The sequence below is a fragment of the Haloarcula sp. CBA1129 genome, assembly GCF_008729015.1.
Lineage (GTDB): Archaea > Halobacteriota > Halobacteria > Halobacteriales > Haloarculaceae > Haloarcula.
On sequence record NZ_RKSM01000001.1, the window covers coordinates 2,123,390 to 2,149,478 of the forward strand.

The 26,089-nt window shown below is 63.9% G+C and carries 30 protein-coding genes and 2 tRNA genes; 16 read left to right on the top strand and 16 right to left on the bottom strand.

Annotation, left to right across the window (positions count from 1 at the left end):
* Nucleotide 1: 1 nt before the first annotated feature.
* On the top strand, nt 2-628 hold the full coding sequence (locus Har1129_RS10595) for a uracil-DNA glycosylase family protein (RefSeq protein ID WP_151100623.1): 627 nt from the start codon (nt 2-4) through the stop codon (nt 626-628).
* Here the strand turns inward: Har1129_RS10595 and Har1129_RS10600 are convergent, their stop codons facing one another.
* On the bottom strand, nt 629-1,165 hold the full coding sequence (locus tag Har1129_RS10600; RefSeq protein ID WP_151100624.1) for a hypothetical protein: 537 nt from the start codon (nt 1,163-1,165) through the stop codon (nt 629-631). It lies immediately after the preceding gene.
* Nucleotides 1,166-1,265: 100 nt separating this feature from the next.
* Between Har1129_RS10600 and Har1129_RS10605 the strand changes: the two genes are divergently transcribed.
* The 10 genes from Har1129_RS10605 to msrB all read left to right on the top strand — a co-directional run bounded on the left by Har1129_RS10605 (nt 1,266) and on the right by msrB (nt 7,188).
* Nucleotides 1,266-2,018: a hypothetical protein gene (locus Har1129_RS10605; protein ID WP_151100625.1), complete on the top strand. Its 753-nt coding sequence runs from the start codon at nt 1,266-1,268 to the stop codon at nt 2,016-2,018.
* Between the two features lie 26 nt (nt 2,019-2,044).
* Nucleotides 2,045-2,128: transfer RNA gene (locus Har1129_RS10610), tRNA-Ser, on the top strand.
* Between the two features lie 315 nt (nt 2,129-2,443).
* On the top strand, nt 2,444-3,826 hold the full coding sequence (locus Har1129_RS10615; RefSeq protein ID WP_151100626.1) for a CARDB domain-containing protein: 1,383 nt from the start codon (nt 2,444-2,446) through the stop codon (nt 3,824-3,826).
* A 45-nt stretch (nt 3,827-3,871) separates the two neighbouring features.
* Nucleotides 3,872-4,171, top strand: coding sequence for a DUF5785 family protein (locus Har1129_RS10620; protein WP_151100627.1), 300 nt, complete (start codon nt 3,872-3,874; stop codon nt 4,169-4,171).
* 55 nt (nt 4,172-4,226) lie between these two features.
* Nucleotides 4,227-4,565, top strand: coding sequence for a hypothetical protein (locus tag Har1129_RS10625; RefSeq protein WP_151100628.1), 339 nt, complete (start codon nt 4,227-4,229; stop codon nt 4,563-4,565).
* 108 nt (nt 4,566-4,673) lie between these two features.
* Entirely contained in the window at nt 4,674-5,447 is a 774-nt protein-coding gene (locus Har1129_RS10630; RefSeq protein ID WP_151100629.1) for a GTP cyclohydrolase III, read from the top strand.
* A 67-nt stretch (nt 5,448-5,514) separates the two neighbouring features.
* On the top strand, nt 5,515-6,090 hold the full coding sequence (locus tag Har1129_RS10635; RefSeq protein WP_151100630.1) for a CBS domain-containing protein: 576 nt from the start codon (nt 5,515-5,517) through the stop codon (nt 6,088-6,090).
* An 84-nt stretch (nt 6,091-6,174) separates the two neighbouring features.
* Entirely contained in the window at nt 6,175-6,642 is a 468-nt protein-coding gene (locus tag Har1129_RS10640; RefSeq protein ID WP_191906154.1) for an N-acetyltransferase, read from the top strand.
* A gap of 32 nt (nt 6,643-6,674) precedes the next feature.
* Nucleotides 6,675-6,748, top strand: a tRNA-Thr gene (locus tag Har1129_RS10645).
* A 35-nt stretch (nt 6,749-6,783) separates the two neighbouring features.
* Nucleotides 6,784-7,188 carry a peptide-methionine (R)-S-oxide reductase MsrB gene (msrB, locus tag Har1129_RS10650; protein ID WP_151100631.1) on the top strand — a complete coding sequence of 135 codons (405 nt, stop codon included), beginning with the start codon at nt 6,784-6,786 and terminating at the stop codon, nt 7,186-7,188.
* A 124-nt stretch (nt 7,189-7,312) separates the two neighbouring features.
* Here the strand turns inward: msrB and Har1129_RS10655 are convergent, their stop codons facing one another.
* The 6 genes from Har1129_RS10655 to Har1129_RS10680 all read right to left on the bottom strand — a co-directional run bounded on the left by Har1129_RS10655 (nt 7,313) and on the right by Har1129_RS10680 (nt 10,255).
* Entirely contained in the window at nt 7,313-7,570 is a 258-nt protein-coding gene (locus tag Har1129_RS10655; RefSeq protein WP_151100632.1) for a glutaredoxin family protein, read from the bottom strand.
* 66 nt (nt 7,571-7,636) lie between these two features.
* Nucleotides 7,637-8,101 (bottom strand): nucleoside-diphosphate kinase, encoded by a 465-nt coding sequence (gene ndk / locus Har1129_RS10660; RefSeq protein WP_151100633.1) that lies wholly within the window; start codon nt 8,099-8,101, stop codon nt 7,637-7,639.
* Complete coding sequence (locus Har1129_RS10665) at nt 8,101-8,424, bottom strand: 50S ribosomal protein L24e (protein WP_151100634.1); 324 nt, start codon at nt 8,422-8,424, stop codon at nt 8,101-8,103. The genes ndk and Har1129_RS10665 overlap by 1 nt, the downstream gene beginning before the upstream one ends.
* A gap of 2 nt (nt 8,425-8,426) precedes the next feature.
* Entirely contained in the window at nt 8,427-8,654 is a 228-nt protein-coding gene (locus Har1129_RS10670; RefSeq protein WP_004516764.1) for a 30S ribosomal protein S28e, read from the bottom strand.
* A gap of 11 nt (nt 8,655-8,665) precedes the next feature.
* Nucleotides 8,666-9,028 carry a 50S ribosomal protein L7Ae gene (rpl7ae, locus tag Har1129_RS10675; protein WP_004516765.1) on the bottom strand — a complete coding sequence of 121 codons (363 nt, stop codon included), beginning with the start codon at nt 9,026-9,028 and terminating at the stop codon, nt 8,666-8,668.
* A 213-nt stretch (nt 9,029-9,241) separates the two neighbouring features.
* A complete protein-coding gene (locus Har1129_RS10680) occupies nt 9,242-10,255 on the bottom strand; it encodes a nitronate monooxygenase family protein (RefSeq protein WP_151100635.1) in 1,014 nt (337 codons plus the stop codon).
* A gap of 87 nt (nt 10,256-10,342) precedes the next feature.
* Here Har1129_RS10680 and tmcA point away from each other — a divergent pair, with 87 nt between their 5' ends.
* The 5 genes from tmcA (at nt 10,343) to Har1129_RS10700 (ending at nt 15,976) form a co-directional block, all read left to right on the top strand.
* The gene (gene tmcA, locus Har1129_RS10685) at nt 10,343-12,580 is read left to right on the top strand and encodes a tRNA(Met) cytidine acetyltransferase TmcA (protein WP_151100636.1); all 2,238 of its coding nucleotides are present in this window, start codon (nt 10,343-10,345) and stop codon (nt 12,578-12,580) included.
* On the top strand, nt 12,577-13,074 hold the full coding sequence (locus tag Har1129_RS10690; RefSeq protein ID WP_151100637.1) for a DUF456 domain-containing protein: 498 nt from the start codon (nt 12,577-12,579) through the stop codon (nt 13,072-13,074). Before tmcA ends, Har1129_RS10690 begins: the two co-directional genes overlap by 4 nt.
* Nucleotides 13,071-13,235: a hypothetical protein gene (locus Har1129_RS20585; RefSeq protein WP_191906155.1), complete on the top strand. Its 165-nt coding sequence runs from the start codon at nt 13,071-13,073 to the stop codon at nt 13,233-13,235. The genes Har1129_RS10690 and Har1129_RS20585 overlap by 4 nt, the downstream gene beginning before the upstream one ends.
* A gap of 89 nt (nt 13,236-13,324) precedes the next feature.
* The gene (locus tag Har1129_RS10695) at nt 13,325-14,926 is read left to right on the top strand and encodes a class I adenylate-forming enzyme family protein (protein ID WP_151100638.1); all 1,602 of its coding nucleotides are present in this window, start codon (nt 13,325-13,327) and stop codon (nt 14,924-14,926) included.
* A 75-nt stretch (nt 14,927-15,001) separates the two neighbouring features.
* Nucleotides 15,002-15,976, top strand: a complete 975-nt coding sequence (locus Har1129_RS10700) for an LLM class flavin-dependent oxidoreductase (protein ID WP_151100639.1) — start codon at nt 15,002-15,004, stop codon at nt 15,974-15,976.
* A gap of 4 nt (nt 15,977-15,980) precedes the next feature.
* Here Har1129_RS10700 and Har1129_RS10705 read toward each other — a convergent pair whose 3' ends face one another.
* The 9 genes from Har1129_RS10705 to Har1129_RS10745 form a co-directional block, all read right to left on the bottom strand.
* Nucleotides 15,981-16,712, bottom strand: coding sequence for a GNAT family N-acetyltransferase (locus Har1129_RS10705; RefSeq protein ID WP_151100640.1), 732 nt, complete (start codon nt 16,710-16,712; stop codon nt 15,981-15,983).
* Between the two features lie 67 nt (nt 16,713-16,779).
* Nucleotides 16,780-17,139 (bottom strand): hypothetical protein, encoded by a 360-nt coding sequence (locus Har1129_RS10710; protein ID WP_151100641.1) that lies wholly within the window; start codon nt 17,137-17,139, stop codon nt 16,780-16,782.
* An 11-nt stretch (nt 17,140-17,150) separates the two neighbouring features.
* A complete protein-coding gene (locus Har1129_RS10715; RefSeq protein ID WP_151100642.1) occupies nt 17,151-18,812 on the bottom strand; it encodes an FAD-dependent monooxygenase in 1,662 nt (553 codons plus the stop codon).
* On the bottom strand, nt 18,805-20,466 hold the full coding sequence (locus Har1129_RS10720; RefSeq protein WP_151100643.1) for an electron transfer flavoprotein subunit alpha/FixB family protein: 1,662 nt from the start codon (nt 20,464-20,466) through the stop codon (nt 18,805-18,807). Before Har1129_RS10720 ends, Har1129_RS10715 begins: the two co-directional genes overlap by 8 nt.
* Before the next feature lie 2 nt (nt 20,467-20,468).
* The gene (locus Har1129_RS10725) at nt 20,469-21,323 is read right to left on the bottom strand and encodes an electron transfer flavoprotein subunit beta/FixA family protein (RefSeq protein ID WP_151100644.1); all 855 of its coding nucleotides are present in this window, start codon (nt 21,321-21,323) and stop codon (nt 20,469-20,471) included.
* A gap of 207 nt (nt 21,324-21,530) precedes the next feature.
* Nucleotides 21,531-21,860 (bottom strand): ferredoxin family protein, encoded by a 330-nt coding sequence (locus tag Har1129_RS10730; RefSeq protein ID WP_151100645.1) that lies wholly within the window; start codon nt 21,858-21,860, stop codon nt 21,531-21,533.
* Nucleotides 21,861-21,909: 49 nt separating this feature from the next.
* Entirely contained in the window at nt 21,910-22,875 is a 966-nt protein-coding gene (locus Har1129_RS10735) for an alpha/beta hydrolase (RefSeq protein ID WP_151100646.1), read from the bottom strand.
* 161 nt (nt 22,876-23,036) lie between these two features.
* Nucleotides 23,037-24,776, bottom strand: a complete 1,740-nt coding sequence (locus Har1129_RS10740) for a glutamate--tRNA ligase (RefSeq protein ID WP_151100647.1) — start codon at nt 24,774-24,776, stop codon at nt 23,037-23,039.
* 307 nt (nt 24,777-25,083) lie between these two features.
* Nucleotides 25,084-26,019, bottom strand: a complete 936-nt coding sequence (locus Har1129_RS10745; protein WP_151100648.1) for an ArsA family ATPase — start codon at nt 26,017-26,019, stop codon at nt 25,084-25,086.
* Nucleotides 26,020-26,089: the final 70 nt, after the last annotated feature.

The window sequence follows — 26,089 nt, forward strand, 5'->3', positions numbered from 1 at the left end:
GATGGACGCCGAACAGGAGTCCAAGTCGAACCCGTTCGGGATGGACGAAGAGTGCCAGAACTGCCCGGCGCTGTGTGAGGTGCGCGAGACTGTCGTCCACGGCTACGGTGACGTTGGTGCCGAGTTCATCGTCCTCGGCGATTCGCCCGCAACTGGCGCTGACGAGTCCGGCATCCCCTTCACCGGCGAGAACGAGCGCGAACTGCTCGACATTCTGGCCGCAGTCGATATGTGTTCGGACCCGGACGCCGACAGGCCGCAGCTACAGAACACCTTCCTGACCTACGTGACCCGCTGTCGCCATCCCGACAGAGCGGCGACCGACGAGGAGGTCGTCAACTGCGAGCCGTATCTCAACAGCGAGATACGGATGATAAATCCCGAGATTCTGCTTCCGGTCGGCCAGCGCCCGCTCGAAGAACTGGCCTTCGAGTACACGACGATGAGCGAGGACGAACTCGACATCGAGGACCGGCACGCGACGACGATTCGCGGCCGCGGATTCGAAATCCTCCCGATGATTCCGCCGAGTGAGCAGACCGATGAGGAACGGACAGCGTTTCTGGAACACTTCAGCGAGACGCTCGGACAGGATTACCGCCAGACGAAGGGTCGACGCGGCCGGTAGTCAGGTGTCTGACTGGACCTCGGTGGTCTGGAGCAACTCTTCCGGACTGGACACTGTCCCGTACTCGGTTGCTGCCTGTAACCGGTTTTCGGCGTCGTGGCGGTACTGGCTCGCCTGTGTTGGTTCACCCTGTTCGCTGGCGTAAGTCATACCGCTGAGCCATTCAGCGGCTTGCCAGAGACAGGTCGCTTTCTTGCGTGCTCGTTCCGCCAACTCGGCCAGCGTGTTGTCGTCCGCTTCGCCAACAGCCGTCGTGAACTGATCGACGCTCGCCTCGAAGTCGGTCGCCGCGTTGTCGAAACTCCCGCGAGCGAGGGTCATTTCTCCGTCTTCGACGGTCGCCAGCGCGTCCGAAAGCTGGCGACGCGCCTCACGATACCGCGTGTAGCCGATATGGTACGCCCGCTGTGCCGCCGCTGTCCCGGACAGCGTGGCTTCGCGTTCGCAGTCGCGACACACGATCTTCGGTTGCGGCTCCCCGAGTACCCGGTACTCCGACCCACATCCGTCACATTTGTAGGTCTGGGATTGCTCCATATAGTTTCTCTTAGTTATCAAATACTGCTCACATCTTATAATTGTTCTGTAGCTGCACTGGAACACAAGCGACTAATCACAGTCGGGCCGAGGAGACAGTATGACTACGGTAACTGTGCTGGCTGATCCGCCAGTCGAAGGGTTCGTGTTACAGGATCTGGCGGGCGACCTCTTGGACGACGCTGAAGCTGCCAAGCTGTACGAAGCTATGCTGCTCGACATCTGCCGTGCGGTGGAGATCAGCGGTGCCGAGTTGCTGGTGAACTACCGTCCCTCGGAGCAGGTCCCGGACGGCGTAGACCCCGAGGCTGCGGTGCGGGAGCCAGTGACAGCCGCCCTCGACTCACCGGGCGAGGCCCGGTTCGAGGTCCAAGTCGGGTCGACGTTTGCTGGTCGTGTCGGGAACACAGTGACGCACCTCCTCGAACAGGAGGAGGTCGCAACCGTCGCCGCCGTCGAGCCGACCGCGGCGCTGTTGAACCGTCAGCTCATCGACAGCGCAGCGATGAAACTCCGGTCCAGCGGCGTGGTTCTCGGCCCCGCTGAGGGCGGGCGGGTCTACTACGCCGGTTTCGGCGAGCCGATAGATTTCGAGGACAGCTACGCCACCCCAACGGTCGAAACTATCGGCGAGCGTGCTGCGGATGCCGGCCTCGACGTGGACTTTCTCCCGTCCGCACCCGTCATCGAGACGCGAGCGGACCTCAAAACGATGGTCCCGCTGCTACGCGCCCGGAGCCGTGCTGGTCGGGTCGTACCGCAACGGACAACAGCGTTCCTCGAAGACCTCGGCATCCGTGTCATCGACGACGACGGCGAGCCGACTGTGGTCCGAGAGACCGACAGGCCTTAGAAGGCCCACCGAATATGCTTGACTGCGGTGGGATGGCAGAGCGGCCTATTGCGCCTGCCTTGAAAGCAGGTATCCTCACGGATTCCTGGGTTCAAATCCCAGTCCCACCGTCTTTTGCCACGAGTAAACCGTGAGTGGCAAATACGTCAACTGGGACTTGAGCCCTGCAAGTCGCAGCGCACGAACACAGTGAGTGCGACCGTCTTGCTCTGGTTCAAATCCCAGTCCCACCGTATTCTGCCACAAACAACAGTGAGCAGCCGTCTTGCGCTGGAGTAAATCGGACTGAGAGAAACAGAGTTCGCGAGTAACAGACACCGCAACGTGGAACCACAGAATTCCCATCCTTCTGCGTCGTAAGGACAGTTTACTGAATCGTGGCAATCGGGCGGTTTTATGTCGATGGTCCGGATTATATCTGAGTAATGGTACGTGAAGAGAGGTCCCCAAAGCAGCACCTTCCGAGCTTCCTCTCGGTCTGCGTCGTTGTCCTCCTCCTCGCAGCGACGGCGGCAGGCCCTGTTGCTGCTGCACCACGACTGTTCGTATCCGGCGCATCGAAAGAGGCAAACACGATACTGGCCGGTGAGTCGGTAAACGTCACCGCGACAGTCAAGAACACAGGGAGCTCCGGCGGTGCGATGAGCGTTGAGTACATGGCGAACGGAACAACGAAAGCGACGGAACGGGTGGCCGTCGATGCCGGGTCATCGGTCAAGCGGACGCGGGCACTGAAGTTCGACACGCCCGGGACATACCAGATCTCTGTTAAAGGTCCGGAGCGGTCGGCCGGACTCGTTCGGGTCAAGAAAGCGACCGCAGTAACGGTACGCCAAGATGCGACCAGCCGAAAAACCGAGGTCCGTGGCGGCGCAGTCCCAACGGCGAAGCCGTACGAAGTCGAGATGCCGAGCGCACTGAACCGGACGTTCACCGTCCAGACGTGGACTGTAAACGCATCCCAGCGGTCGTTCACACAGAACGTAACCGAGTATACAGACCCCGCGGACGCAGGTATCACAGTCCCCGATAACGAGGACGCATCGGTGTTCGGCGTGGTTACCGTCGGATCGTCATCGGGGGTCCAGCCGTCGTCGATGCAGTTCGTGTTGAACCGCTCGAACCTCCAGTCGGCCGGCATCGACGCTTCGGCAGTCCGCGTGTATCACCGTGTGAACGGCTCGTGGCGAGCCGCTGAAACGAGCGTTGTCGAGGAGCGGACCGATCAAGTCGTCTACGAAGCGGACACTGCAGGAGCATCGGCCTACGCGATTGGGAAGATCGAGCCTGCATTCAGCATCACGCGAACCTCAGTTGTCAGCGAGCAGGTTCCTGAGGGCCAACAGGTCGTCGTTGAAGCAACAGTCTCCAACAGCGGCGGTATCGAAGGCACTTACGACGCACGGATGCGGGTGGAGGATGAAGTCGTCAATCGCACGTCGGTGACTGTGCCAGCAGACACCGAGCGGACAGTGACGCTGTCGACGGTCGTGACGACGCCGGGACGGTTCCAGATCAAATTCAACAACGTCGACGCCGGCAATATTCGGGTGGCTGAGAGCGAGGTCCAGACCGACGGAAACGGCGGCGCCGAACCAGAGGCGGAACCGACGGGCACGGAGCCAGCGGTCCAGACTGAACCCGCGGTCGGCGGTGACGGCGGACTCGGACCGCTCCCGGCCACAGTCATGGGCATCAGTACGGTGCTGGTCATCGGTGGACTGCTCGGTGCATTGCTCCTGTTCGGCCTCGTCATCGCGCTCCTCCGACGGGGTGGCAACCGGAACGACAGCGGCTTCGAACTCTAGGCGGGGAGAGAAACCCTTTTTGTGCCAGTGTCCAGAGAGTCGCGTATGGATTGGCCACACGATCCGGACGGTGAGGAAGGAAGCGAGGGCCGGCGCAAGTACGGCCACGCTGTGCTGGCGAAGAAAGTCGACGAGGACGAGGACTTCCCGTTGACCGCCGAGGAGTACGTCGAACAGTACGGGGACCACCCGGTTCGGATCGACTACGAGACGGTCGTCAGCGTGGCAGACATCTTCGAATACGTCGACCAAGAGGAGTTCGTGGATTTCCCGGACCTCCACAAATCCCTTGGGCGCGCGTTACGCGAGGCGGACTGGTGGCCGTACAGACTCGAACAGGCCTGATTGTGTGGTGTGCGGGCACGACACATACTTGTAGGAGGCCGGTGTAGCGTCGCGTATGGCGACGACATCTTCAAGCGGCGACCGGACCGAGCAGCGGCTTCCCGAGGAGGTTGTTGCTGACCTGCTGTCGGATGACACTCGCCGTCGCGCGCTCTCGATACTGGCGGATCGTGATGAACCAGTGGTCGTAGCAGACCTCGCGGTAGCGGTTCTAGCGGCCGAGCGTGGTATTGAGCCAGCGGCAGTCCCTGACACTGACAGGGACGAGCTAACGGGGGAACTGTTCACCGAGCACCTCCCGAAACTGATGGCAACAGATATCGTAGCATACGATTCGATGGTCGGGACCGTCGAGATACAGCGACGCGACGCAGTACTGACTGACCGCCGTTGAATCGGCCCGCGTGTCCGGAATCCGACATCGGTCGGGCCGCGGCGTCGTCCGCCCTGCCGGTAAATTTCGACAGAGCAATACCCGTTGCTTCTAAACGAACGATGGACAGTGACCAACACCCAGATCACCCATATACAGATTGATAACTACGGGCCGTGGACCGTGACGCCTGAGCCCCGCCGTGAAGTCGACCTGCAGACGCTCCAGTCCCGGTTGTACGCTGACCTCGCCCAGCTGATCGGGAACCGCGACGGCTACATCTTCTTCTCGCGGTTCGACAACATGGTCGCCGTGACGAACGGGCTGGATGAGGCCGCACACGCACTTATTCAGGAGTCGGTAGGGAACCGGTATCCAGTGACGATGAGCCTCTCGGTTGCGACGGGGACGACGCCCGTCTCAGCGCTGGGAACGGCGACAGAACAGCTTCAGGAGGCCGGTAGCGCACAGGACAAGGGCCGACGAGAAGTGCTACGCGGCCAGACAATCGACGAGGAGTTCCGGACAGCCACAGACGTTCAGCTCGCGCATTTCGACGTCGACGACGCCACCGAGAAGTACACCGACCAGCTCAACGAGTTCGATACGTTCATCCAGATTGAGCAGGGGTACGCGGCGCTGATGAAGTACATGCGTGAGGCCCACGACTCGCTGTCGTTTTTCGTCGGTGGCGACAACGTCATCGCGGTCTGTCCGAACCTAGACGAAGCGGACTACCACGACGCGATCAACCACGTTCGCGAAGCGGTCGACGTAGAGTTGAAAGTCGGTGTCGGACGCGGGCGGACGGCAGCTACGGCCGGGATGGACGCCAAGCACGCACTAGAGACCTGCCGGGCCACTGGCGAGGCCGTCACCATCGAAACCGAGACAACCGAGTAACTTGTGAATCACGCGATATAAACGTAGTGGAGGTATCTTTTAGACCAGTCGTGTGGTAATATTACGCATGAACGGTGAGGTCACTGTGCGGGAGGTTATGAACAGAGAGTACGTCGGCGCGAGCGAGTCCGACGACCTCCTTGAAACGACGGAGTTGCTGATCCGAGAGGACCAGCATCCGATTCTCGTGTTACGGGGGAACGAACCGGTCGGCGTCGCCACGGACAGGGACGTGCTGGCATACATCGTCGATGGCGGCGATCCGGAAACTGCCACCGTCGGCGACGTGATGCGTGAATCCATTCCGACAATCAGGCCCGACGCTGGACTCCCGGCGGCGCGGGACCGAATGGCGACACGGTCCGCTGAGTTTGTCTTGGTCACGGTTGACGGAGAGCCGCTGGGAACGCTGACCGAGCACGACATCCTCTCGACTGCGAGGTTAGAGAGTGAGTCGACGGACGTTGTGGAGCAGACCTCGCCGGTTGCGACAACCGGTCAGGAGGCCACCACCGACGGGATGCAGTCCGCATCAGAGGATTCGTTCGACAGCCAAGGCATCTGTTCCGCCTGTAGCACGTTTACGCGGGATCTAGCGTCGTTCAACGGGCAACTCCTCTGTGCGGACTGTCGTGACGTCTGAGTCACTCCTGCCGGCCTCTCTCCCGCAGCGGCAGATACGGCGGCGTAGCCGAACTGTTTTGACCGTACGACACGGAGTAACACCGTGGAAATCGCCACCGCCTCGATGGATGACGTGGACACCATCGTCGATCTGTGGGTCCGACTGGCGGAGAGCCAGCGTGCCCACGGGTCACACCTGTTTGGGAGCCGAAACCGCACTGCGGTCCGAGAGACGGTCGTGCAGCGCATTGTCGCTGAGAACGTCCGTGTCGCCCGTATAGACCGACAGGTCGTCGGATTCGTCATGGTGACCATCGACAGCGGCCGGTACGAACAAGACGAGACGCGGGGTATCATCGAGAACATCTTCGTCAGACCGGTCCACAGGAATCAGGGAATCGGCAGCGAACTGCTTGAGACGGCAGAGGAACTACTCCGCCGGGCCGGTGCAGATATTCTCGCGCTGGAAGCGATGGTGGACAACGAATCGGCCCGACAGTTCTACCGAACACACGGTTACGCACCACACCGGATCGAGCTCGAAAAGCCGACCGAAAACGATACTCTCTAAACGGTCCCCACACAACGCAGGTATGCAACCGTGCCAGGGGAGCTTGGGTGGTCCAAGCACTCGACTTGTAATCGAGAGTTCGTGGGTTCAAATCCCACCCCTGGCTCTAGGTTTTTACCGCTGGAAAGCGTACGGTAGCCCATGAGTGAATCCGAAGGAGAACTCCCGGACAACGACGAAGAGTGGCGCGAAATACTCTCCGACGAGGAGTACCGAATCCTCCGTGAGTCTGGAACAGAGCCGCGGTTCAGCAGCGACCTCATCGACGTAGAAGACGAGGGTGTGTTCACCTGTGCCGGCTGCGGGACGGAACTGTTCGACAGCGACAAGAAATTCGAATCAGAAACCGGCTGGCCGAGCTTCTGGGACGTGTATCAAGAAGGTAACGTCGAAACGCGAGCGGACAACAGCCACGGGATGGAGCGAACGGAAGTCGTCTGTGCCGAGTGTGGCGGTCATCTGGGCCATGTGTTCGATGACGGGCCGGAGCCGAGCGGGAAGCGGTACTGCATCAACGGCTCGGCGCTTGACTTCGAGTCAGAGTAGCGACCACCGGACCCGTTCTTCCGTCAGTGAACTGGAAACGGCTAGTGACTGAACACGGGACCGACGAGACGGGCGACGACGGGACCGGAACACCGGTCGACGAGTCGCGACGAGCCACCGCCCGCTACACAGACTTCGCTTCAGGCGCGTAAGTCGCGTCGATAAAGTCGAGAATACGCTCCGATTCCGCCATCGTGACACCGCGGTCTTCATCGACCAGCACCGGGACGCCACGCTGGCCGGAGACCCGCTTTACTTCGTTGCGCTTGGAGTGTAGCGCCTCGACCCAGACGCTGTGGTAGTCGATGCCGAGTTCATCCAGTCGGTCGGCGACCTTCTCGCAGTACGGACAGCCGTCGAGTTGGTAGAGCGTCAGGCTCATACAGTTCGGTACGGACGCCGCCCTCAAGGTGGTTGTGCTCGAAAAAACGCGGCAGGCGACCCGGCGTTACTCGTACAGCCAGGGCGCGTCGATCTGATCCCAGTCGACGAGTTCGTCGTCGTCGAAGAACAGCGCGATTTCGCGCTCGTTTGCGCCCTCGTCCTCGTGGTCGGAGCCGTGGATGACGTTCCGACCGAGGTCGAGTCCGTAATCGCCGCGGATAGTGCCGGGCGCGGACTCGGCGGGGTCCGTCTCGCCCATCATGTTGCGGACCTGCCGGGTCGCGTCCTGGCCTTCCCAGACCATCGCAAACACGGGACCGGAGGTGATGAAGTCGACGAGTCCGTCGAAGAACGGCTTGTCCTCGTGCTCGCCGTAGTGCTCCTCGGCGAGGTCCTGATCGATCTGCATGAACTTGCCGCCGACCATCTTCAGACCGCGGTCCTCGAAGCGGGAGACGATGTCCCCGATAAGGCCGCGCTGGACGCCGTCAGGCTTGACCATCACGAAGGTACGCTCGGTCTCGGACATTACGCTTCAGCCTCCTCGGCTTCCTCGTCCTCGACATCTTCGTCAGCGTCGTCGGCGTCAGCTTCCTCAGCGTCTGCGTCAGCTTCGGCCTCGTCAACGTCGGCGTCCGCTTCCACGTCTTCGACCTCGTCCTCGACCGCACCGGCCTCGCCGCGGGCGGTGTCGGTCCATTCGAGGTTGCGGGCCTCCCGGCCCAGATCGGCGTTGTTCTCGCACTTCGAGGAACAGAAGTGCGTGGTCGCGCCGTCCTTGTGGACGAACATCGTGCCCGTGCCGGGTTCGATGTCCGTGCCGCAGTAGTCACATTCGCGTGTCCGGGGCATGGTTACTGCCCTCCGATGGTGTCGGCCTCGCGAGCCGTCTCGCGGAGCTGGAGCACGTCACCTTCGCGGACCGGGCCGAGAACGTTGCGCGTGATGATGCGCCCCTGATTCTCGCCTTCGCGGATGCGGCACTTGACCTGCATGGCCTCGCCGTGCATCCCCGTCCGACCCACGACTTCGATAACCTCGGCGGGCGTGGAACCGCTGCTTTCGGATTCCTCAGCGCTCATCCGAGGTCACCTCACCGAAGCTCCTCGACCTTGTCAGCGATGTCCTCGACGTCGGCGTCAGCCTCACCGGCGTCGGTGACGGCTGCAGCGGCCGAGCCGACTTCGAGCCCGGCGGCGTGACCGAGGTCGTCCTGCTGCTCGACGAAGATGAAGGGAACACCCTTCTCGTCGGCGAGCTCCGGAATGTGCATGACGATTTCCTCGGGCTGGACGTCTTCGGCGACAAAAACGAGCTCAGCGGAGCCGCGCTCGATAGCCTTGGTCGTCTCGTTTGTACCCTTCTTTACAGCGCCTGTGTCCCGGGCGACCTCGAGCGCCTCAAGGGCGTCGTCTTCGAGGTCCGCGGGAACGTCGAAATCTACGTATACTGGCATTTTTATGTTCACCTCCTGCGCGCGAGCTCAGGCTCCCCCGCCGTGTCCGGGCCGTGCGGCCCGTCACACCGTAGTGGTGTGTATCCTGAAAAGGCTGGGAGCATCATCAACTCGGCGCAGGCTGTACCCCATTCTGTGCCACCGGCCCTAAAAGCGCTTTCGAAGCCGAAATCCCGTGCCAGCCCGCCACACGGGTGCTGTCGGGTGGTCTGCCTATTCCGCGGCTGCCGACGCATCGGCCAGTGTGCCCGCCGCATCCGAGACGAGTCGGGTCACCACCTCGCCGGCGGGTCGGACAGCCGCTGTGAGCCCGGCGCTCTGGCCGGCGTAATGGGGCAGGGCCTCGACGGCACCAGTCATGCCTTCCAGCGGAGGCATATCAGCAAGCCGACTGATTGACTTGCCGTCGGGCATCTGTGCAATCTGTTCGGGGTCACTGGCGTCGTCCATTTCGTCCGGATCGTAGCCTGCCTGCCGTCGGACCTCATCGGTCTCCAGCACTCGGTGGGGCTGGTCCGGCCAGCCTCGGTCGAACAGGTCCGTGAGTCGCGTCGCCGTCTCGGGCGCGTCGACGATGCGCTCCCGGTAGGTCTCGTGGGCGCCCGATTCTTCGGTCGCCACGAATCGCGTGCCGAACCAGCCGCCGTCGGCACCCAGCGTCAGCGCCGCCGCGAGGCCGCGGCCGTCACCGAGTCCCCCGGCTGCGACGACCGGCACCTCGACCGTGTCTGCGACCCGCGGGAGCAGCGCCATCGTCGTCACATCGCTCTGGACGTGACCGCCGGCTTCCCGGCCTTGCGCGACGACGACGTCGGCTCCGGCGTCGGCGGCCGCCGCGGCTTCGGCAGCACTACCCACGGTCACCATCGCCGTCCCGCCGGCGTCGTGTACCCGGTCGATGTAGGGCTCTGCGTCACCGAAGGAAAACGAGACAACCGACGCGCCGGCGTCCAGACAGGCGTCGAGACACGCCGACGGGGACAGCACGCCCGTCGACTCGTCGAGGACGACGTTGACGCCGACCACGCCGTCGGTCGCGGTTGCGGCGGCGGTGTACGCCTCGCGAATCGCGTCGGCCTCGCGCCACGACATCGCCAGCATTCCGACGCCGCCTGCGTCTGCGACTGCCGCGGCCAGAGCCGGCGTCGAGACGCTTCCGACTGGTGCCTGCACGACTGGGTGGTCGACATTGAGTTCCGCACAGAGCGCGGTGTGGAGGGGTGCCATATCGGCCACTGTGTCCGGTCCGGTAAAAACGCATCTGGACAGCGTCGTGACCGTCAGGCCCATACTGGCGCGTCTGCCACCTCCGGTATGGACATCGCGCGGTCGCTCCGAGCGGAAGCCCGCCGTGCAAACGAGCGTCGACTGCTCGTTCTGGCGGGCAACCCCGACCGAACGCGGGAGCGAGCGGCGGCAGCACTCGATGCGGCGGACGTACCGGGCGGAGAGACAGCCGTCGTCGGTCCGGAGCCGTTCCTCGACTGTGAACACCACGAGCAGTCCCGCGCCGAGGAACTTCTCGGCCGGACCCGGACGGCTGTCGTGCTCGACGCACACGAGGAACTGCGGCCGGACGCTGTCGGACGGACCGTCGGCGCTGTCGACGGCGGCGGCCTCTATATCGTCCTCGCGCCGCCGCTGGACCGGTGGCCCGAGAAGCGGGACAGCTTCGACGACTCACTGGCGGTCCCGCCGTTCGACCTCGATGACGTGACCGGCCACTTCCGCCGTCGGTTCGTCGAGACGCTCCGGGCACACCGGGGCATCGCCATCGTCGACGCCGACACGGGCACTGTCGAGCAGGACGGACTGACGAATCCGCCACCGAACCGCCCGGTTCCCACACCGACTCCGCCAGCTGACGCGCGGTTCCGTTCCGAGACCTACGCCCAGTGTCTCACCGACGACCAGCGGGACGCGGTCCGGGCGTTCGAGTCCCTGCAGAATGACGGTGCAGCGGTCGTGGTCGAGGCCGACCGGGGCCGGGGAAAATCAAGCGCCGCCGGGCTGGCCGCCGGGAACCTCGCAGCAGAGGGCAGAGACGTACTGGTGACAGCCCCGCAGTACCGGAGCGCCGGCGAGGTGTTCACGCGGGCGGCCCACCTGCTGGAGACGCTCGACGTTGATTTCACGCGCGACCGAGCGTCAGAACCCCAGTGGCTCGAACTCGATGGCGGCGGGTGCATCAGATTCTGCACGCCGGAGGATGCCGTTGGGCTCCCAGAGGACCCCGACGTTGTCATCGTCGACGAAGCCGCGGCCCTGCCGGTCCGGCGACTCGAACAGTTCCTCGATTCCCCGGCAGTCGCCTTCACCACGACCGTCCACGGGTACGAGGGAGCGGGCCGGGGCTTTTCCGTGCGGTTCCGTGACCGACTAGATGAGAGCGACCACGCCGTCACCGACGTGTCGATGACGACGCCGATTCGGTACAGCGACGCCGACCCCGTGGAGGTGTGGGCGTTCCGGGCGCTATTGCTCGATGCCCGCCCACCGGTCGACCAGCTTATCGCGGATGCGACGCCGGAGACCGTCGAGTACCGGCGGCTGTCAGCGGCGGATCTGCGCGCCGACGAGCACCTGCTCAGGGAAGTCTTCGGTCTGCTCGTGCTGGCCCACTATCGGACGGAACCCTCGGACCTAGCCCGAATGCTGGACGCACCGAATCTCACCGTCCGGGCGCTGACCCACGAGGGCCATATCGTCGCGGTTGCGTTGCTGGCACAGGAGGGCGGCCTCTCGGCGGGAACCCGAGCTACGATGTACGAGGGCGGGCGGGTCCGCGGGAATATGCTTCCGGACGTGCTGTCGACGCAACTCCGGGACGAAGCCGCCGGGGTTCCGGTCGGGCAGCGAGTCCTCCGCATCGCGACCCACGCGGCGGTCAGGTCCCGCGGAGTCGGCTCGCACCTCCTCTCGGAGATCAGGGCGGAGTTCGCCGGGCGGGTAGACTGGCTGGGCGTCGGCTACGGTGCGACGCCGGAGCTCGTCCGCTTCTGGGCGCGGAACGGCTACAGTACCGTCCATCTCGCCACCTCACGGAACGCGACCAGCGGCGAGTACTCTGTCGTGATGCTGGACCCTTGTTCTGACGACGGGGCAGCGCTCGCGACGCGGCACAGTGAGTGGTTTCAGGACCGTATCGCTGCGGTGCTGTCGGACCCAATCGACGACTGTGACCCCGACGTCGTTCGGGCAGTGCTGCGAGCGACTGACAGCGAACCGTCGCTTGGCCTCTCTGAGTGGGAGTGGCGGCTGATTGCCGGTGTCCCCGGCGGCGCGTCGATTCTCGACACGAACCCACGACCGTTCCGTGAACTCACACGGAAGCACCTCTCGGACCCAGCCGACCCGACGGCACTCTCTGAGCGGGAAGAGCGCCTTCTCGTCCGAAAGGTCCTGCAAGCACGTCCTTGGGCGGCCGTCACGGCGGAACTGGATTTCGTCTCTCAGCGGGAGTGTATGCGCACGTTGGGCGGAGTCGTCGAAAGATTGACGCGTCTGTACGGCGACCGTTGGGTACAGGAGGAACTCGACAGACACCAATGAGCCTGCTCGGCCTCGAAACGCTGCTGTTCGCGCTCGCGTTCGCTCTACTGGTCGGCGGCGTCATCGGTAGTCTCACGCCACAGGTCCCCGGCGCACTCGTCTCGCTCGGTGGCGTGTACGTGTACTGGGCCGCCAGCGGGATGACCGACCCCGGCACACTGCTGCTCGCGGTGTTAACGCTTGTCGGCTTGCTGACGTGGGCCGTCGACATCGCGGGCGGGGCTGTCGCCGCACGCGTCGGCGGGGCGTCGAACTGGACGGCCGCCCTCGCCGGTGTCGTCGCGCTCGTCCTCTTTTTCGTTACCGGCCCGCTCGGTATCCTACTGGGCGTCGCCGGCACGGTGTTCGTCGTGGAGTTCTACCGGCAGGAAGACGCCCGCGGGAGCGCCAAAGCCGCGCTGGTGACGACTGCCGGGATGCTGGCCTCCGGCGTCGTTCAAGCCCTGCTAACGGCATCGATACTGGTCACCATGGTCGCTGTCGCGCTCCTATGACTCAGTGCGCTGAGGACGACTGCGAGAACGAGGCTGCAGTCGAACTCCACATCCCATGGGATGCCAACCGCGAAGTCTGTCCGGACCACGCTCGCGTCTGGGCGCAGAAAGACGGTGTCGTCTCCGCGCCGATAGACGGTCACGAGAACGAGTGGCCATAGGCCGCTGTTGTTCCAAGTCGGTTGTCAACTGTTCACGAGGAAAATATAATAATAATTGGGACTGAATTTGGAAACTGAGGTATGTTATCATGAAACGCGAGATGCTCACCACCGACTTCATCGACCGCGCAGCGGATATCTACGACGACGTGACCGGTATCGTCGCCCACGACGGCACTGAGTACACGTACGCTGAGGTGAATGAGCGGGTCAATCAGTTGGCACACGCACTGTCGGACCGGGGCGTCTCGAAGGGGAGCCGCGTGGCTGTCCTCGCGCCAAACACGCACTACTTCATCGAGACACTGTACGCGACGAACAAACTCGGTGCGGTGTTCGTCCCGCTGAACTACCGTCTCGATCCCGCGAAAATCGAGTACATTCTGAACGACTGTGAAGCGGCGACGGTAATCGCCGACTACGACTTCGCGGAGAAGGTCCAGCCAGTACGGGACGACATCCCTGCGGAGACGTTCATCGGCTACGAACCAGACCGTATCGACGGGGAATGGGAAGCCTACAGCGGTATCCTCGACGGGCAGCCGACAGCCGAACCGGACCGGCCGAACATGACCGAGGACGACGACGCGAGCGTCAACTACACGTCCGGCACGACGGGGGACCCGAAGGGCGTGGTCAGAACTCATCGAACGGAGAGCTGGCACGCGCTGGTGCTCAATCAGCACATGGAGATCCGCGACGACGATACGTACCTCTGGACGCTGCCGATGTTCCACTGCAACGGCTGGGGCCACACCTACGCCATCACCGGCACCGGCGGCACCCACGTCTGTCAGCGGACCTTCGACGCCGCGGACACCTTCCGCCGGGTCCGCGAGTACGACGTATCGTTCCTGTGTGGCGCGCCGACAGTGCTGAACAAGCTCATCCAACACTACCGAGCCAACGACGGCGACATCGCAACACAGGGTGCCCGCGACGTGCGGATCGCGACAGCCGGCAGCGCCCCGGCGACAGCGACCATCGAACGCGTCGAAGACGAGTTCGGCTGGCGCATCATCCACATCTACGGCCTGACCGAGACCGCGCCGATAATCACGACAAGCAACTCCCCGCGGCGCATCGCCCAACGAGGCCGTGAACTCAAGGTCAAGCAGGGCTCGGAAGCGATGTGTACCGACATCAGAATCGTCGACGAGGACGGCAACGACGTGCCGCGCGACGGAGCGACCATCGGCGAGATCGTGGTGCAGGGCAATCAGGTGATGGACCGCTATCTCAACAAGCCAGAAATAACCGAGGAAGCGTTCAACGACCGCGTCGAGGGGTACTTCCACACCGGCGACCTCGCGACGTGGGACGAGGACGGGATGATACAGATCATGGACCGCCGGAAGGATATCATCATCTCCGGTGGCGAGAACATCTCTTCCATCGAACTGGAAGACGAGCTGTACGACCATCCCGGTATCCTGAAGGCCGCGGTCATTCCGGCTCCGAGCGATGACTGGGGTGAGACGCCGATGGCAATTGTCGTCCCGACGGCCGATAGCGACGCGACCGAACAGGATATCCTCGATTTCCTCAGAGAACGCCTCGCGAGTTACAAGATCCCCGCAGGCATCGACTTCCGGGACTCGCTCCCTGAAACAGCGACCGGGAAAATCCAGAAGTACGAACTCCGCGAGGAGTACTGGCAAGAGCAAGAACGGATGATCGGGCAAGAGTGAGCGCGGCGGTGGCTTCGAAGTGGTGGAACGGAACCAACACAATTCTTTATTAGGATTCCGGCGGTCGGTCACACCATGCATCTGGGAGTCGTCGTGCCACGCGTCGAGGACCACAGCACAATCGATCTGGCTGTCGAGGCCGAAGACCACGGCTACGACTCGGTCTGGCTGAATGAACTGTGGGGTGCCAGCGCCGTCGTCGAACTCACGGATATCGCGACCCGGACCGACGACATCGAGATCGGGACCGCGATACTCAACGTCTTCTCACGGTCGCCGGCCGTACTGGCGATGACAGCGGCGACTCTCGACAGCGTTTCCGACGGGCGAGCGGTGCTGGGCTTGGGGACAAGTACAGCTCGGTCAATCGAGAATATGCACAGCATGGAGTTCGAGCGGCCGGTCCGTCGCGCCCACGAGACCATCGACATCGTCAAACAACTCATGACGAGCGACGAGCGGGTGACCTACGACGGCGAGGTGGTGTCGGTCAACGGCGTCCCGCCGTTAGACCGTGACGTACCCGTCTACCACGCCGCGCTCGGACCGGCGAACAGGCGGGTCGTCGCCAGACTCGCCGACGGCTGGCTCCCGCACATGATCCCGTTTTCCGAACTCGACTCGGCGTTCGAGTACATCGCCGAGACCGCACGCGAGGCCGACCGCGACCCCAGCGAAATCACCGTCTCGCCGTACGTACCGGCAGTAGTCCACGAGGACGCCGAACAGGCCACCGAGGAACTCCGACAGCACATCGCTTACTACGTCGGCAGCGGGGAGGGATACCGCCGGGCAGTCGCGGAGACGTATCCGGATCGGGCGGAGCGCATCGCCGACGCATGGCAGGCGGGTGACCGCGGCGAGGCGACGGCGCTCGTCACTGACGAGATGGCGGCTGACCTCGGTATCGCCGGGACGCCGGAGCAGGCGCGAAGAAAGCGGGATTCGATAACGGACAGGGATGTCCTCGACCGGCTTCTGCTAACTGTGCCACAGCAGGTCGACGGTGAGCTGGCTCGGAAGACGATTCGGGAGCTGGGGCAGACCTAACGCACTACAGGTCGATCTCCATCATCACCTCGTCGGCGTACTCGTCGCCGAACTTGTAGTGGTCCTCGCGGACGGCTTCGGTGTCCCAGCCGTGGCCTTCGAGGAACTCGATTGCGTCCTCGTTCGTTGATGGGACAGAGTTGTACAGCTTCTCGTAGCCGTTCGACGCCGCCCACTCGGTGCCCCGAGCGAGCAGCTGGGAGCCGATGCCGTGGCCTCGATACCGTTCAAGCACACCCAGCGTCAGCTCCGCCGTGTGGCTGAGCTTCTCGACCTCGGGATGTTTGAGGTGGACCCAGCCGACCACGTCGTCGTTGATGCAGGCGACGAAGAAGATGCGCGACTCAAGTTCGTTGTGCCGGAGCAACACGCCCTCGGAGTCCACGACGTCGGCGACAGTCTCAGCGTCGACGTACTCACCGCCGCCGATGGCGGCACGGATAGCGCCGACAAGACCGGTGAGGTCCTCTTGACGGGCCTGTCGGATGGTGAACTCGATGTCGTCGGCCTCGAACTCTTCTTCGACAGTGTCGTTGTAGGCGACGCGGAGTTCGCCGTCGATGTCCTCCAGTACGCCGTCGCGTTTGAGTATCGCGACGTGATGGCCGAACGGTCGCGGGTCCATCTGTAGCGCCGACCGGGCTGCTCTCGGTTCGACTGAGCCGTGTGATTCGACGTACTCGTAGATGTCCCGTCGGTCCTCGTGGTCGAACTGCAGTGGCTCTGTTAACTCCATGGTGTGTGATACCACGAGACAGTATTTAGTCTTTTATCAAAAACCGTGTACTTTCTGAGGCCGGTTGCTACCGCTCCGGAATGCCGGTCAGAAGCATTGCCACGTCTTGGACGTTGTGCGTATCGACGAGCAACTCCGCGGCCGCTCTGACGCTATATGAGCCGGCTACCTCTACGCCGTAGCAGGCGGCGTAGCAGCGCAGCCAGTCGTTCATCGTCCGCTCCAGTCGCTCGAACTCCGAATCGGAGAACCGGACCCACGACTCGCCGGTACGGGCCTCACAGTACAGAGCCACCGTGGGGCCGAACCCCTCCCGAAGAATCTCCATCGCCCGGTCGTCGTCGGGCGGGTCGGGGTCGAGTGACTTGCGGACCTGCTCGGCCCGGCGGGAAAGGTCCTGAACGCGGTCGCGGTACTGGCGGCTCATCACCGAACGGCTCAGCCCTCGTTGAACTCGACGCCCTTGCCACCGGCGGGGTGTTCCCACTCGGTGTCAGCGACGATAGCACAGGTGCCACACTCGACGCAGGGCTGGGTGTCGAGGCTCACGAGGTGTTCCTGACTCCCGTTGGTCTGGACCATCTCGTCGCGGTAACAGCCCCCGCCGAAGTCCTCGGCGCTGACCGGGCAGGCCGTGACGGCGGTGCCGGACGCCTCGAAGGACTTGTCGAGAAGTTCGATGTGGGGGTCGCCCACGTCGTAAGTCAGGTCGCCGATGCGGTCGGCCAGATCGGGCGGCGAGACCGTGTTCTCGTCGGTCACCGGCTCGCCGAGTTCCTCGGCGATGACCGTCGGCAGCGTCACGTAGGGCAGTTTGGTGTCGGGGATCATCGACACCAGTCGCGGTGACGAGTAGGCCCGTTCGAGCAGCCCAGAGGCCGCCCGAACGCCGAACCGGCCGACGGCGGAATCGGCGATAGCGTCGGAGAGGTCGTCGACGGGGCCGACCTCGCCGAGGCGTCCGAACACCTTGTATCCGGTCGGGCGGAGTTTGTCCATCACACCCTCGTCGTGGAGTTTCTTCTCGTACAGTTCGCCGGCCTGTGACGGGTCACCGCGCGCCCGAGCGTCGGCGAACGCCTCGGCGGCCAGTGCTCCGGCGGTGACGGCGTGGTTCATGCCCTTGATGATGGGTCCTTGGGCCTGCATCTGGCCAGCGGCGTCGCCGACCAACACGAGGCGGTCCTCGTGCGGTGAGGGATGGGCCGCCTTCTTCGAGTCGGGAACGAGCTTTGCGCTGTACTCGCGCTCGTCGTACTCGTCGCCGAGCCACTGGGCCATGAGCGGATGCGTGAGCAGGCTGTCGAGCAGTTCGTGGGGTTCGGCCCGCTCCTCGGCGATGGAGTCGAGGTGGAACACCGTGCCGATGGACAGCGAGGACTCGTTGGTGTAGAGGAAGCCACCGCCGCGAACCCCGTCGAACAGGTCGCCCGAAAACAGATGGGCCGCGCCGTCGTCCGGGGCCACGTCGAAGCGGTCGTTGATGACCTCTGGCTCCATGTCGACGACCGCTTTGACACCCTGAAACCACTCCTCGGGCTCCTCCCAGTCCATCAGCCCGGCGTCGCGAGCGAGTTCCGAGTTGACCCCGTCGGCGGCCACCACGAGGTCGGCCTTGATTGGGTCCAGTTCCTCGGTCGTCACGCCGACGATTTCGCCCCGTTCGCGGAGCAAGCCGGTGACGTGGACCTCGGTCAGCAGGCCGCCGCCGGTCTCGCGGGTCCGCTCGTGGACCTGCTGGGCGAGCCAAGAGTCCATCTTCCGGCGCAGCACTGCATCGGCCCACGCCGTGTCGTGGTGGTGGAGGTCGCCGATGTCGAAGGACTTCACCTTGTCGCCGGCGATGTTGTGGATGATATTCTCCGATACCGGCCGCTCCGTCGCTTCTTCACGGAAGCCGGGGAACAGCCCGTCGATGGTGTAGGGAGCCGACTCCTCGGCGTAGATGAGCCCGCCCGAGACGTTCTTCGAGCCGGCGTCGACGCCGCGTTCGAGAACGAGCGTCTCGACGCCGTTGCGGGCGAGGGTCGCCGCCGCAGCGGCCCCGCCCGGCCCACAGCCGACGACGACGGCCTCGTACTCCTCGGCGGCGTCAGTCATCGCTGGCCTCCATCATCGCGCCCAGTTCGCCGGTTTCGACCGCCTCGGTCAACTGTGGCAACACCTCGAACAGGTCGCCCTCGATGAGATAATCCGAGAAGTCCCGAATGTCCGCGTCGGGGTCGGTGTTGATGGCGATTATCGTATCAGATTCGTCACAGCCGACTTTGTGCTGTATCGCGCCGGAGATGCCCGCGGCGATGTACACGTCCGGGTCGACCGCCTGCCCGGACTCGCCGATCTGGCGCTCCTCGGTGACGTACTGCTCGACGTGGCCGTCGAAGGAGTACGAGGAGGTGATGACCCCGCGGGAAAGTCCCAGATCGGCCTCGTCGAAGGCGTCCACGAGGTCGAGCGCCAGTTCGATGCCCTCCGTCGGGTCGTCACCGATGCCACGGCCGACGGCGACGACCACGTCGTTCCCGGTGAGGTCGACACCACCCGAGAGGCGGTCGTACTCCTCGACCTCGACTTGGAACCAGTCCTCGTCGAGATCCATCTCGTAGTCGACGACCTCGCCCTCACGCTCGTAATCGGGCTCGGGTATCTCGAAGCTCCCCGGAATGACGGACGCCCCTTGCGGGTGGAAGTCCCGGTTGGGCTTGTCGATACAGAGGATCGTCGAGTACTCGAACCCGGAGAAATCCGGGCGCTTCATGTGGAGGACCCGTTCGAACTCCTTCTTGTCGCCGGCGGTACCGACTTTCGCGGGGTTGGATATCATCGCGTTCTCGATGTACAGCCCCGAACAGTCCGAGGCCAGCCCGGAGTCGAGTTCACCTTGGACCAGTGCCGAGAGGTCCCGGCCGTTGTTCGTCGCCGGGAAGACGGTGTAGCGCGGCTCGTGGTAGTCCTTCCACTCGACCTCTTCCCGGCCCTCGGCGGCGAGCTCGCCGCCAGCGCGAGCCATGTCACAGAAGATTTCGGTGTATGGCTGGTGGCGGAAGCGGTCGAGGCGGTCGTCCTCGTGGTAGATGACGAGGTCCGCGCCGTAGGCGATGACGTCCTCGACGTGGTCGCTCGCGTCGGCCCCGATGAGGACCGCAACGACGCGCTCCTGTTCGTCGTACTCCTCGTTGTAGCTGTCCATCAGCTCCCGGGCCTTGCCGAGCATCTCTCTCGACACGTCCACGAGTCCGCCGGCCTGTGTCTCGCAGTACACCCACATATCGCGGTACTCCGCGCCGACAGTCCCCTCGACCCACTGCTTGTCGTTTGTCGGGTGGTCGAGGTCTGGGTGCTTCTCCTCTGGCGGGACGTACTCGACCTCTGTTGCCCCTCCTTCGGCTTCCTCGGTCCCTTCGACGGATTCGATGCGACTCTCTATCTGTGATTTCGCCGTCTTTCGGTCCTCGCCCGCTTGCTCGCGTTCGAGCAGGTCCCGGAGCACGTCGGCGTCGTCGATGTCCCGAACCATGTTCGCCACATCGGCGACCGTGAGGGCAGAGAGGTCGACGCTTTCCGGGTCGATTTCGCCGTCGTCCTCGTTTTCGACCTTCTCGATGCGGTCCTCGATGAGCGTCTTGACGGGGACACGGTCTTCGCCGTCTTCCTCTAGGTCCAGCATCGCCCGGAGTTCGTCGGCGTCGTCGACGTCTTTGATTTTCGGACCTAAGTCAGCGATTTCGTGGTCTGTGGGGTCGATTGTAGGCATGGTCAGTCACCCGCCGCATACGGCGTCAGTTCGTCAAGTACCGGTTCCAGCGCCTCGTTCTCGTCGCCCTCGATCACTGTCGCCTCCCGCTCGGAGGGGGCCTTTGGAATCGGGTCGACACCCGAGACGATGGTCGGCGAGCCGTCGAGACCGATGTAGTCCGGGTCGAGATTGAGGTCCTCGTGGTCCCAGACTGTGAGGAGGTCTTCGTACTCCTCAGCCCGGTTCTGAGTCTCCTCGCGGAGGTCCTTGTGTTTCAGCCGATGACTCGCCTTCCGGTAGGTCGGTTCGAACTCGGGGTCCGCGACGATGAAACACGGCATCGGCGCGCTAACCGTCTCGATCTCGGAGATGTCGCCGTCGACGAGCCGCTTCGCCCGGACGGTCTCGGCGTCCTCGTCGATATCGAGCGAGAGGACGTGAGTGATTATCGGCCAGTCCAGACACCAGCAGGTCTGTGGGCCGGTGTGGCCGGTCTCGCCGTCAGCCGTCTTGAATCCGGCAAACACCAGATCGGGCTGCTCCTCGAATTTTTGCAGGCCGGTAGCGACGGTCATCGCGGTGGCCCAAGTGTCCGCGGCCCCCATCTCGCGGTCCGAGAGGAGATACAGGTCGTCGGCGTACACATCTCGCATCCCCTCTTGGAGGACCTCCTCGTAGCCCGGCGGCCCCATGCTCATCAGCGAAACGTGTCCGCCGTTGCGGACTTTCGTCTGGAACGCCGCACGGAGCGCGTGCTTGTCGTTTGGGTTCATCACCGTCGGTGTCTTCCCCCGTTCGAGATGGCCCTCCTCGTCGAACGATACCTGTCCCTCACGGAAGTCCGGAACGCCCTTCGTCATGACGACTGTGTGCATATGTCTCACGACCCTCGTGTGTGTATGCCACACAAGAAAAGATAATAAATGTATGTTTACAATTCTGCATGACAGGTCGGGGGAAGTGGCGAAGGTGCGCTAGAATACGGACAACACTCAGGAGGCTTCCAAGCTAGCTACTACGGATCACTGATCTGTCAGACCGAGAATACCGCTCGCTCGCGAAAACAGCGGCTGGCGACAGTCTCAGATACGGCCTGCACGGCCGGGGTCCACATCGATGGCGTCGACTGGACACACGTCAACACAAAGCATGCAGTCGATGCACTGGTCCTCGTGAGCGGGGTCGGCCTTGATTTCGCTCTCCGGATGGTCCGGCGTGTCGACCCACTCGAACACGTCGACGGGGCAGTCCTCCAGACACGCGCCGTCGGCGATACAGATGTCGAAGTCGACAGCGACGTGTGTCCCGTGGATACCCAGCTCTTCGGGCTCATCGACCGGCCCCCAGACGTCGTGTCCATCGTGCTGTTCGACAACGTCGCGGTTATCCTCGAACTCCGGATCTATGGCCATTGGTATCTTATCTCATTTTTGCGAGATACTTAACGTTTCGACCTGACCGTCAGAACTCCGGGTCGTCGCGGCGATTCCGGCTGTTCGGCCCACCGCGATCTGTCGGACGGGGGCCGTCGATGTCACCGGACGGTCCCGGCAGGTCGCCACCGGGCAAGCCAGTGTCATTGACTGGGCCAGTCTCGTCGGCGATATCCGGGCCGCCAACGCCGGCTTGCCCGATGAACTCGACGGTCCGCTCGTACACGTCGTCGTAGTGTGCTCCGTGGAACGGGAACCCATGGTCGGCGGGCACCGTCTCATGAATCACGTCAGTCATGGGTCCGAGCGCGTCGGCCAGCAATTCCGACTGTGCTGGCGGAACCACGTTGTCCTCGGTGCCGTGGAGCAACAGCGTCGGCGGCGCATCGATGTCCACCTGTGCGACCGGGGAGGCGAGGTCGTAGGCCGCGGGTTCGTCGTCGGGCCCGCCGCCGAGATACGCGCGGTGACCCTCCCCGGCTGGAACGCCGCTCGCGGTGTCGAACGCGTGGAAGTCGTAGATGCCGGCGTAGCCGACGGCGGCCGACAGCGCCGAGGACGCCCCGGGATACAGTTCGGGTTCGAACCCGGGCTCGTCCGCCGTCAGCGCAGCCAAGAGGACGAGGTTCGCACCCGCCGAGTGGCCGACACCGACGATTCGATTGGTGTCCGCGCCGCGGCTTTCTCCCTCCGCTCGGGCCCACTCGATAGCGGCCTTCACGTCCACCAGTGCCGCCGGAAAGGTCCACTCCGGCGCGAGACGGTACTGGGGTTCGATGACGAGGAAGCCGTCCGCTGCAAGGTCGAGCGCGTGCCGGGCGAACTCGCCCTTGTCGCCGAACGTGAACGCGCCGCCGCGGACGAGCACGGCGACCGGTTTCGGGCCGCTGGTCGCTGGCGAGTCGTACAGGTCGAGCGTCAACGTCTCGCCGTCCACCTCGTGGAACGGGATATCGCGCTGGACGGTTACCGACTCGGGAGCGCGGTCTGTCACGGCCAACGGTCGGGCCGTCACGGGCTTAAGCCCGACGCTATCCGGTTCCGTACTCAAACGAGGCGGTGATTCCGCCAGCACCTAGCACCCCTGCGAACCGCCGGCGTCGAAACTGAGACAGCAACCGAAGAGTCGACTGCAGTGCCGTCGTGACAGCGGTCTCAAGGATGGGCGAAGTACGCAACGGACTCCGTCTCAGAGTCGTCCGCGATGTCGTCGAGACGGGCGAAGCCGATGCGTTCGAACTGGACCACGTCGTCGGCGTCGTAGCCGAGCAGTCCGGGCTCAGCCACACCTGACACGTCCCCGTCCATCGTCCGGAGGCGGAGCTTTGGTCCATCAGCCGGTGCCCAGTGAATCACGTCGACACCTTCCTCGCGGACGGCGTCGATGTCGTCGCCGGTGTACTCGAAGGCGTCGCGGGTGTGCCGCACACAACCGTAGCCCTTGAGCCAGACACGTTCGCCGTGGCCCGGTAGGTCGCCGCCCTCAACGACAACGCCGCTGGTCACCGGAATCTCGCGGCGGCCACGGTCCTCGAAGTCCGGATGCAGTGGCGGTTCGCCGGCGTCCGGTCCGCCGACGATCTGGCGCTCGACGAGACCGCCGTGGTCGTCGCTGTCCCGGACGAAAAAGGCCCGGTCCGACTCGTCGTCGACGAGGTCACGATTGCTTGAGTATATCGAGGACATCGCGAGGTCGACGTTGGAGGTGGAGGTTCCGAGTTCGATCATCGCGTTGACAACTGCCTCGCCGCGGATGCCGCGCCGTTCGAGGCTGGCGACGGTCGGCGCTCGCGGGTCGTCCCAGCCCGCGAGGTCGCCATCCTCGATGAGTTCGGCGATGCTTGACGTAGAGAGGGGCACGTCGTAGGCGTCGACCTGCACGTGGCCCCAGTGGATGACTTCGGGGTACTCCCAGTCGAAGTAGTCGTAGACGAACCGCTGGCGCTTCGCGGAGTCCTGCAGGTCGATACCGCGGATGATGTGCGTGACGCCCAGCAGGTGGTCGTCGAGGCCGCTCTGGAAGTCGAGCATCGGCCAACAGCGGTAGTCTTCGGCCGTCTCTCGCGGATGGGGCGTGTCGACCATCCGGAAGGCGACGAAGTCACGCAGCGCGGGGTTCTTGTGCGTGATGTCGGTCCGGACCCGCAGCACCATCTCGCCGCTGTCGTACTCGCCGTCGACCATCGACTCGAACTCCGAGCGCGTCGTTTCGGGGTCTTTCTCGCGGTGCGGGCAGGCCTCGCCGTTGTTTTTCATGTCGGAGAACTCGCCCTGCGGACACGAACAGGTGTAGGCTCCGCCCTTCTCGATGAGTTCGCGAGCGTATTCGTAGTACGTCTCGACGCGGTCGCTGGCTTTCACCACGTCGTCCGGTTCGAAGCCGAGGTAGTCGATGGCGTCCAGAATCCCGTCATAGGCGTCCAGATCCGGCCGCTTGGTCTCGGGGTCGGTGTCGTCGAAGCGGCAGATGAACTCCCCGTCGTACCGCTCCTTGTACGTCCCGACGACGGCGGCCATCCGCGCGTGGCCGATGTGCCACGGCCCGTTGGGGTTCGGTGCGACCCGCATCCGGACGGTGTCGTACTCGTCAGCGTTGGGCAGGTCCGGCAGCGGGTGGTCCTCGCCCTCGTCTTCGCTCTCCAGTTCTTCGAGCTTATCCGGCGCTAACTCCGCCAGCCGCTCGCGACGCTCCTCGGCGTCCATCCCGTTGACCCGCTCGACGACCGGCGCGATAACACCGGGTATCTCGTCGCCGTGCTCGCGGAACTCGGGGTTCTCGCCCATGAGCGGCCCCATTATCGCGCCGACCTGTGCCTCGCTATCGTGTTTGACCGCGTTGAGGAGGGCGTTCGTCTCCGCCGCCTCCGTGATACGGTCTTGAAGCTCGTCGTCCATTATCGGGTTCTGCGACTGCGAGGGTCAAAACGCCGTCGGACCACCTTTTTCATCGTCGCCTTTCCTCGCTCGCTTCGCTCGCTGTGGGAAGGCTCTCTGCTCACGGGCGCGGTGCGCCCGTTCGCATAGTCAGCGGGACCTTCGGTCCCGCTCGACTCGAAAAACGTGGTCCTCGTGAGCGGAGCGAACGAGGGCTCGAAAGACGAGCGAAGCGAGTCTTTCGGTGGCGAAAAAAGCCGGAACCTCACTGAGTTCGGTTCCGGTGAACCGCGCTCGCTCCGCTCGCGCGGATGCTCGTCTTTACACGTCACTCCATATCCCCAAGAGACGCCCCAACCCGGTCCAGCGACTCCAACCCAGTCACCTCGCCGAACTGGTCGGGAATCGTCCACAGGTCCAGTTCGGGCAGCGATTCCCGGAGCTGTGCGATAGCGTCCTCCTGTACCGCCTGCTTCCCCTGACAGCGTTTGCAGTCGCCCGGGTCGTCGATGACCTTGTTCACGACCAGCGTCGTCGCCGGAACCTCGAACTCACGGAGCTTCTCGACCAGCCGCTCCGTCTCGCGGACGGCCATCGTCTCGGGGATGGTGACGACCCGGAACGCCGTCTGTTCGGGATCTCGTAGGACTGTCCCGACCCGCTCCATGCGCTCGCGCATCGCTGTGAAGTCGTCCGGGCCGTCGTCGCGCCGGCTCGCCATCGGGCCGAACATCATGGTCCGGGCGGTGTTGACCTTCCGGCGGACCTGATCGCGGAGGTCCATCGCCGTTGCAACCCCGCGGTCCATCACCGACGGGAGGTCGAGCAAGCGGAGCGTGTGGCCAGTCGGGGCGGTGTCGAACACCACGCGGTCCCAGCGGTCGCTCTCGATGTACGTCGCCATGCCCTCGATAGCCGCCAGCTCATCGCTACCGGGCATTACACCGTTCGTGAACAGGTCGGCGATTTCGTCCTCGTCCATCCGGATACCAGCGTCGGAAAACTCCGCCGCCAGCGCCTCGAACAGCGACCGGTAGCGGTCGATTCCGGTCTGTGGGTCGACCTCGACGCCCCACAGACCCGGCTGGATTTCCGTCGGCTCGCCGCCGACATCGGTCTCGACGGCGTCGGCCAGCGAATGTGCGGGATCGGTGGAGACGACCAGCGTTTCGTGGCCCGCTGTTGCGAGGCGGTGGCCGGTCGCCGCCGCGACAGTCGTCTTGCCGACACCGCCCTTGCCGCCGTAGAGGAGGAACCGGGTCACACGACTGTTTAGGGACTCTCTCGTCTTAGTAGCTGACCAGCACCATTCAGGGTCGAAAAGGCGCGGAAAA

Bases quoted from the DNA above. Each gene is read 5' to 3' on its own strand.
- Har1129_RS10595 (WP_151100623.1), top strand. From the start codon at position 2: ATGGACGCCGAACAGGAGTCCAAGTCGAACCCGTTCGGGATGGACGAA.
- Har1129_RS10600 (WP_151100624.1), bottom strand. From the start codon at position 1,165: ATGGAGCAATCCCAGACCTACAAATGTGACGGATGTGGGTCGGAGTAC.
- Har1129_RS10605 (WP_151100625.1), top strand. From the start codon at position 1,266: ATGACTACGGTAACTGTGCTGGCTGATCCGCCAGTCGAAGGGTTCGTG.
- Har1129_RS10615 (WP_151100626.1), top strand. From the start codon at position 2,444: ATGGTACGTGAAGAGAGGTCCCCAAAGCAGCACCTTCCGAGCTTCCTC.
- Har1129_RS10620 (WP_151100627.1), top strand. From the start codon at position 3,872: ATGGATTGGCCACACGATCCGGACGGTGAGGAAGGAAGCGAGGGCCGG.
- Har1129_RS10625 (WP_151100628.1), top strand. From the start codon at position 4,227: ATGGCGACGACATCTTCAAGCGGCGACCGGACCGAGCAGCGGCTTCCC.
- Har1129_RS10635 (WP_151100630.1), top strand. From the start codon at position 5,515: ATGAACGGTGAGGTCACTGTGCGGGAGGTTATGAACAGAGAGTACGTC.
- msrB (WP_151100631.1), top strand. From the start codon at position 6,784: ATGAGTGAATCCGAAGGAGAACTCCCGGACAACGACGAAGAGTGGCGC.
- Har1129_RS10655 (WP_151100632.1), bottom strand. From the start codon at position 7,570: ATGAGCCTGACGCTCTACCAACTCGACGGCTGTCCGTACTGCGAGAAG.
- ndk (WP_151100633.1), bottom strand. From the start codon at position 8,101: ATGTCCGAGACCGAGCGTACCTTCGTGATGGTCAAGCCTGACGGCGTC.
- Har1129_RS10665 (WP_151100634.1), bottom strand. From the start codon at position 8,424: ATGCCCCGGACACGCGAATGTGACTACTGCGGCACGGACATCGAACCC.
- Har1129_RS10670 (WP_004516764.1), bottom strand. From the start codon at position 8,654: ATGAGCGCTGAGGAATCCGAAAGCAGCGGTTCCACGCCCGCCGAGGTT.
- rpl7ae (WP_004516765.1), bottom strand. From the start codon at position 9,028: ATGCCAGTATACGTAGATTTCGACGTTCCCGCGGACCTCGAAGACGAC.
- Har1129_RS10680 (WP_151100635.1), bottom strand. From the start codon at position 10,255: ATGGCACCCCTCCACACCGCGCTCTGTGCGGAACTCAATGTCGACCAC.
- tmcA (WP_151100636.1), top strand. From the start codon at position 10,343: ATGGACATCGCGCGGTCGCTCCGAGCGGAAGCCCGCCGTGCAAACGAG.
- Har1129_RS10690 (WP_151100637.1), top strand. From the start codon at position 12,577: ATGAGCCTGCTCGGCCTCGAAACGCTGCTGTTCGCGCTCGCGTTCGCT.
- Har1129_RS20585 (WP_191906155.1), top strand. From the start codon at position 13,071: ATGACTCAGTGCGCTGAGGACGACTGCGAGAACGAGGCTGCAGTCGAA.
- Har1129_RS10695 (WP_151100638.1), top strand. From the start codon at position 13,325: ATGAAACGCGAGATGCTCACCACCGACTTCATCGACCGCGCAGCGGAT.
- Har1129_RS10700 (WP_151100639.1), top strand. From the start codon at position 15,002: ATGCATCTGGGAGTCGTCGTGCCACGCGTCGAGGACCACAGCACAATC.
- Har1129_RS10705 (WP_151100640.1), bottom strand. From the start codon at position 16,712: ATGGAGTTAACAGAGCCACTGCAGTTCGACCACGAGGACCGACGGGAC.
- Har1129_RS10710 (WP_151100641.1), bottom strand. From the start codon at position 17,139: ATGAGCCGCCAGTACCGCGACCGCGTTCAGGACCTTTCCCGCCGGGCC.
- Har1129_RS10715 (WP_151100642.1), bottom strand. From the start codon at position 18,812: ATGACTGACGCCGCCGAGGAGTACGAGGCCGTCGTCGTCGGCTGTGGG.
- Har1129_RS10720 (WP_151100643.1), bottom strand. From the start codon at position 20,466: ATGCCTACAATCGACCCCACAGACCACGAAATCGCTGACTTAGGTCCG.
- Har1129_RS10725 (WP_151100644.1), bottom strand. From the start codon at position 21,323: ATGCACACAGTCGTCATGACGAAGGGCGTTCCGGACTTCCGTGAGGGA.
- Har1129_RS10730 (WP_151100645.1), bottom strand. From the start codon at position 21,860: ATGGCCATAGATCCGGAGTTCGAGGATAACCGCGACGTTGTCGAACAG.
- Har1129_RS10740 (WP_151100647.1), bottom strand. From the start codon at position 24,776: ATGGACGACGAGCTTCAAGACCGTATCACGGAGGCGGCGGAGACGAAC.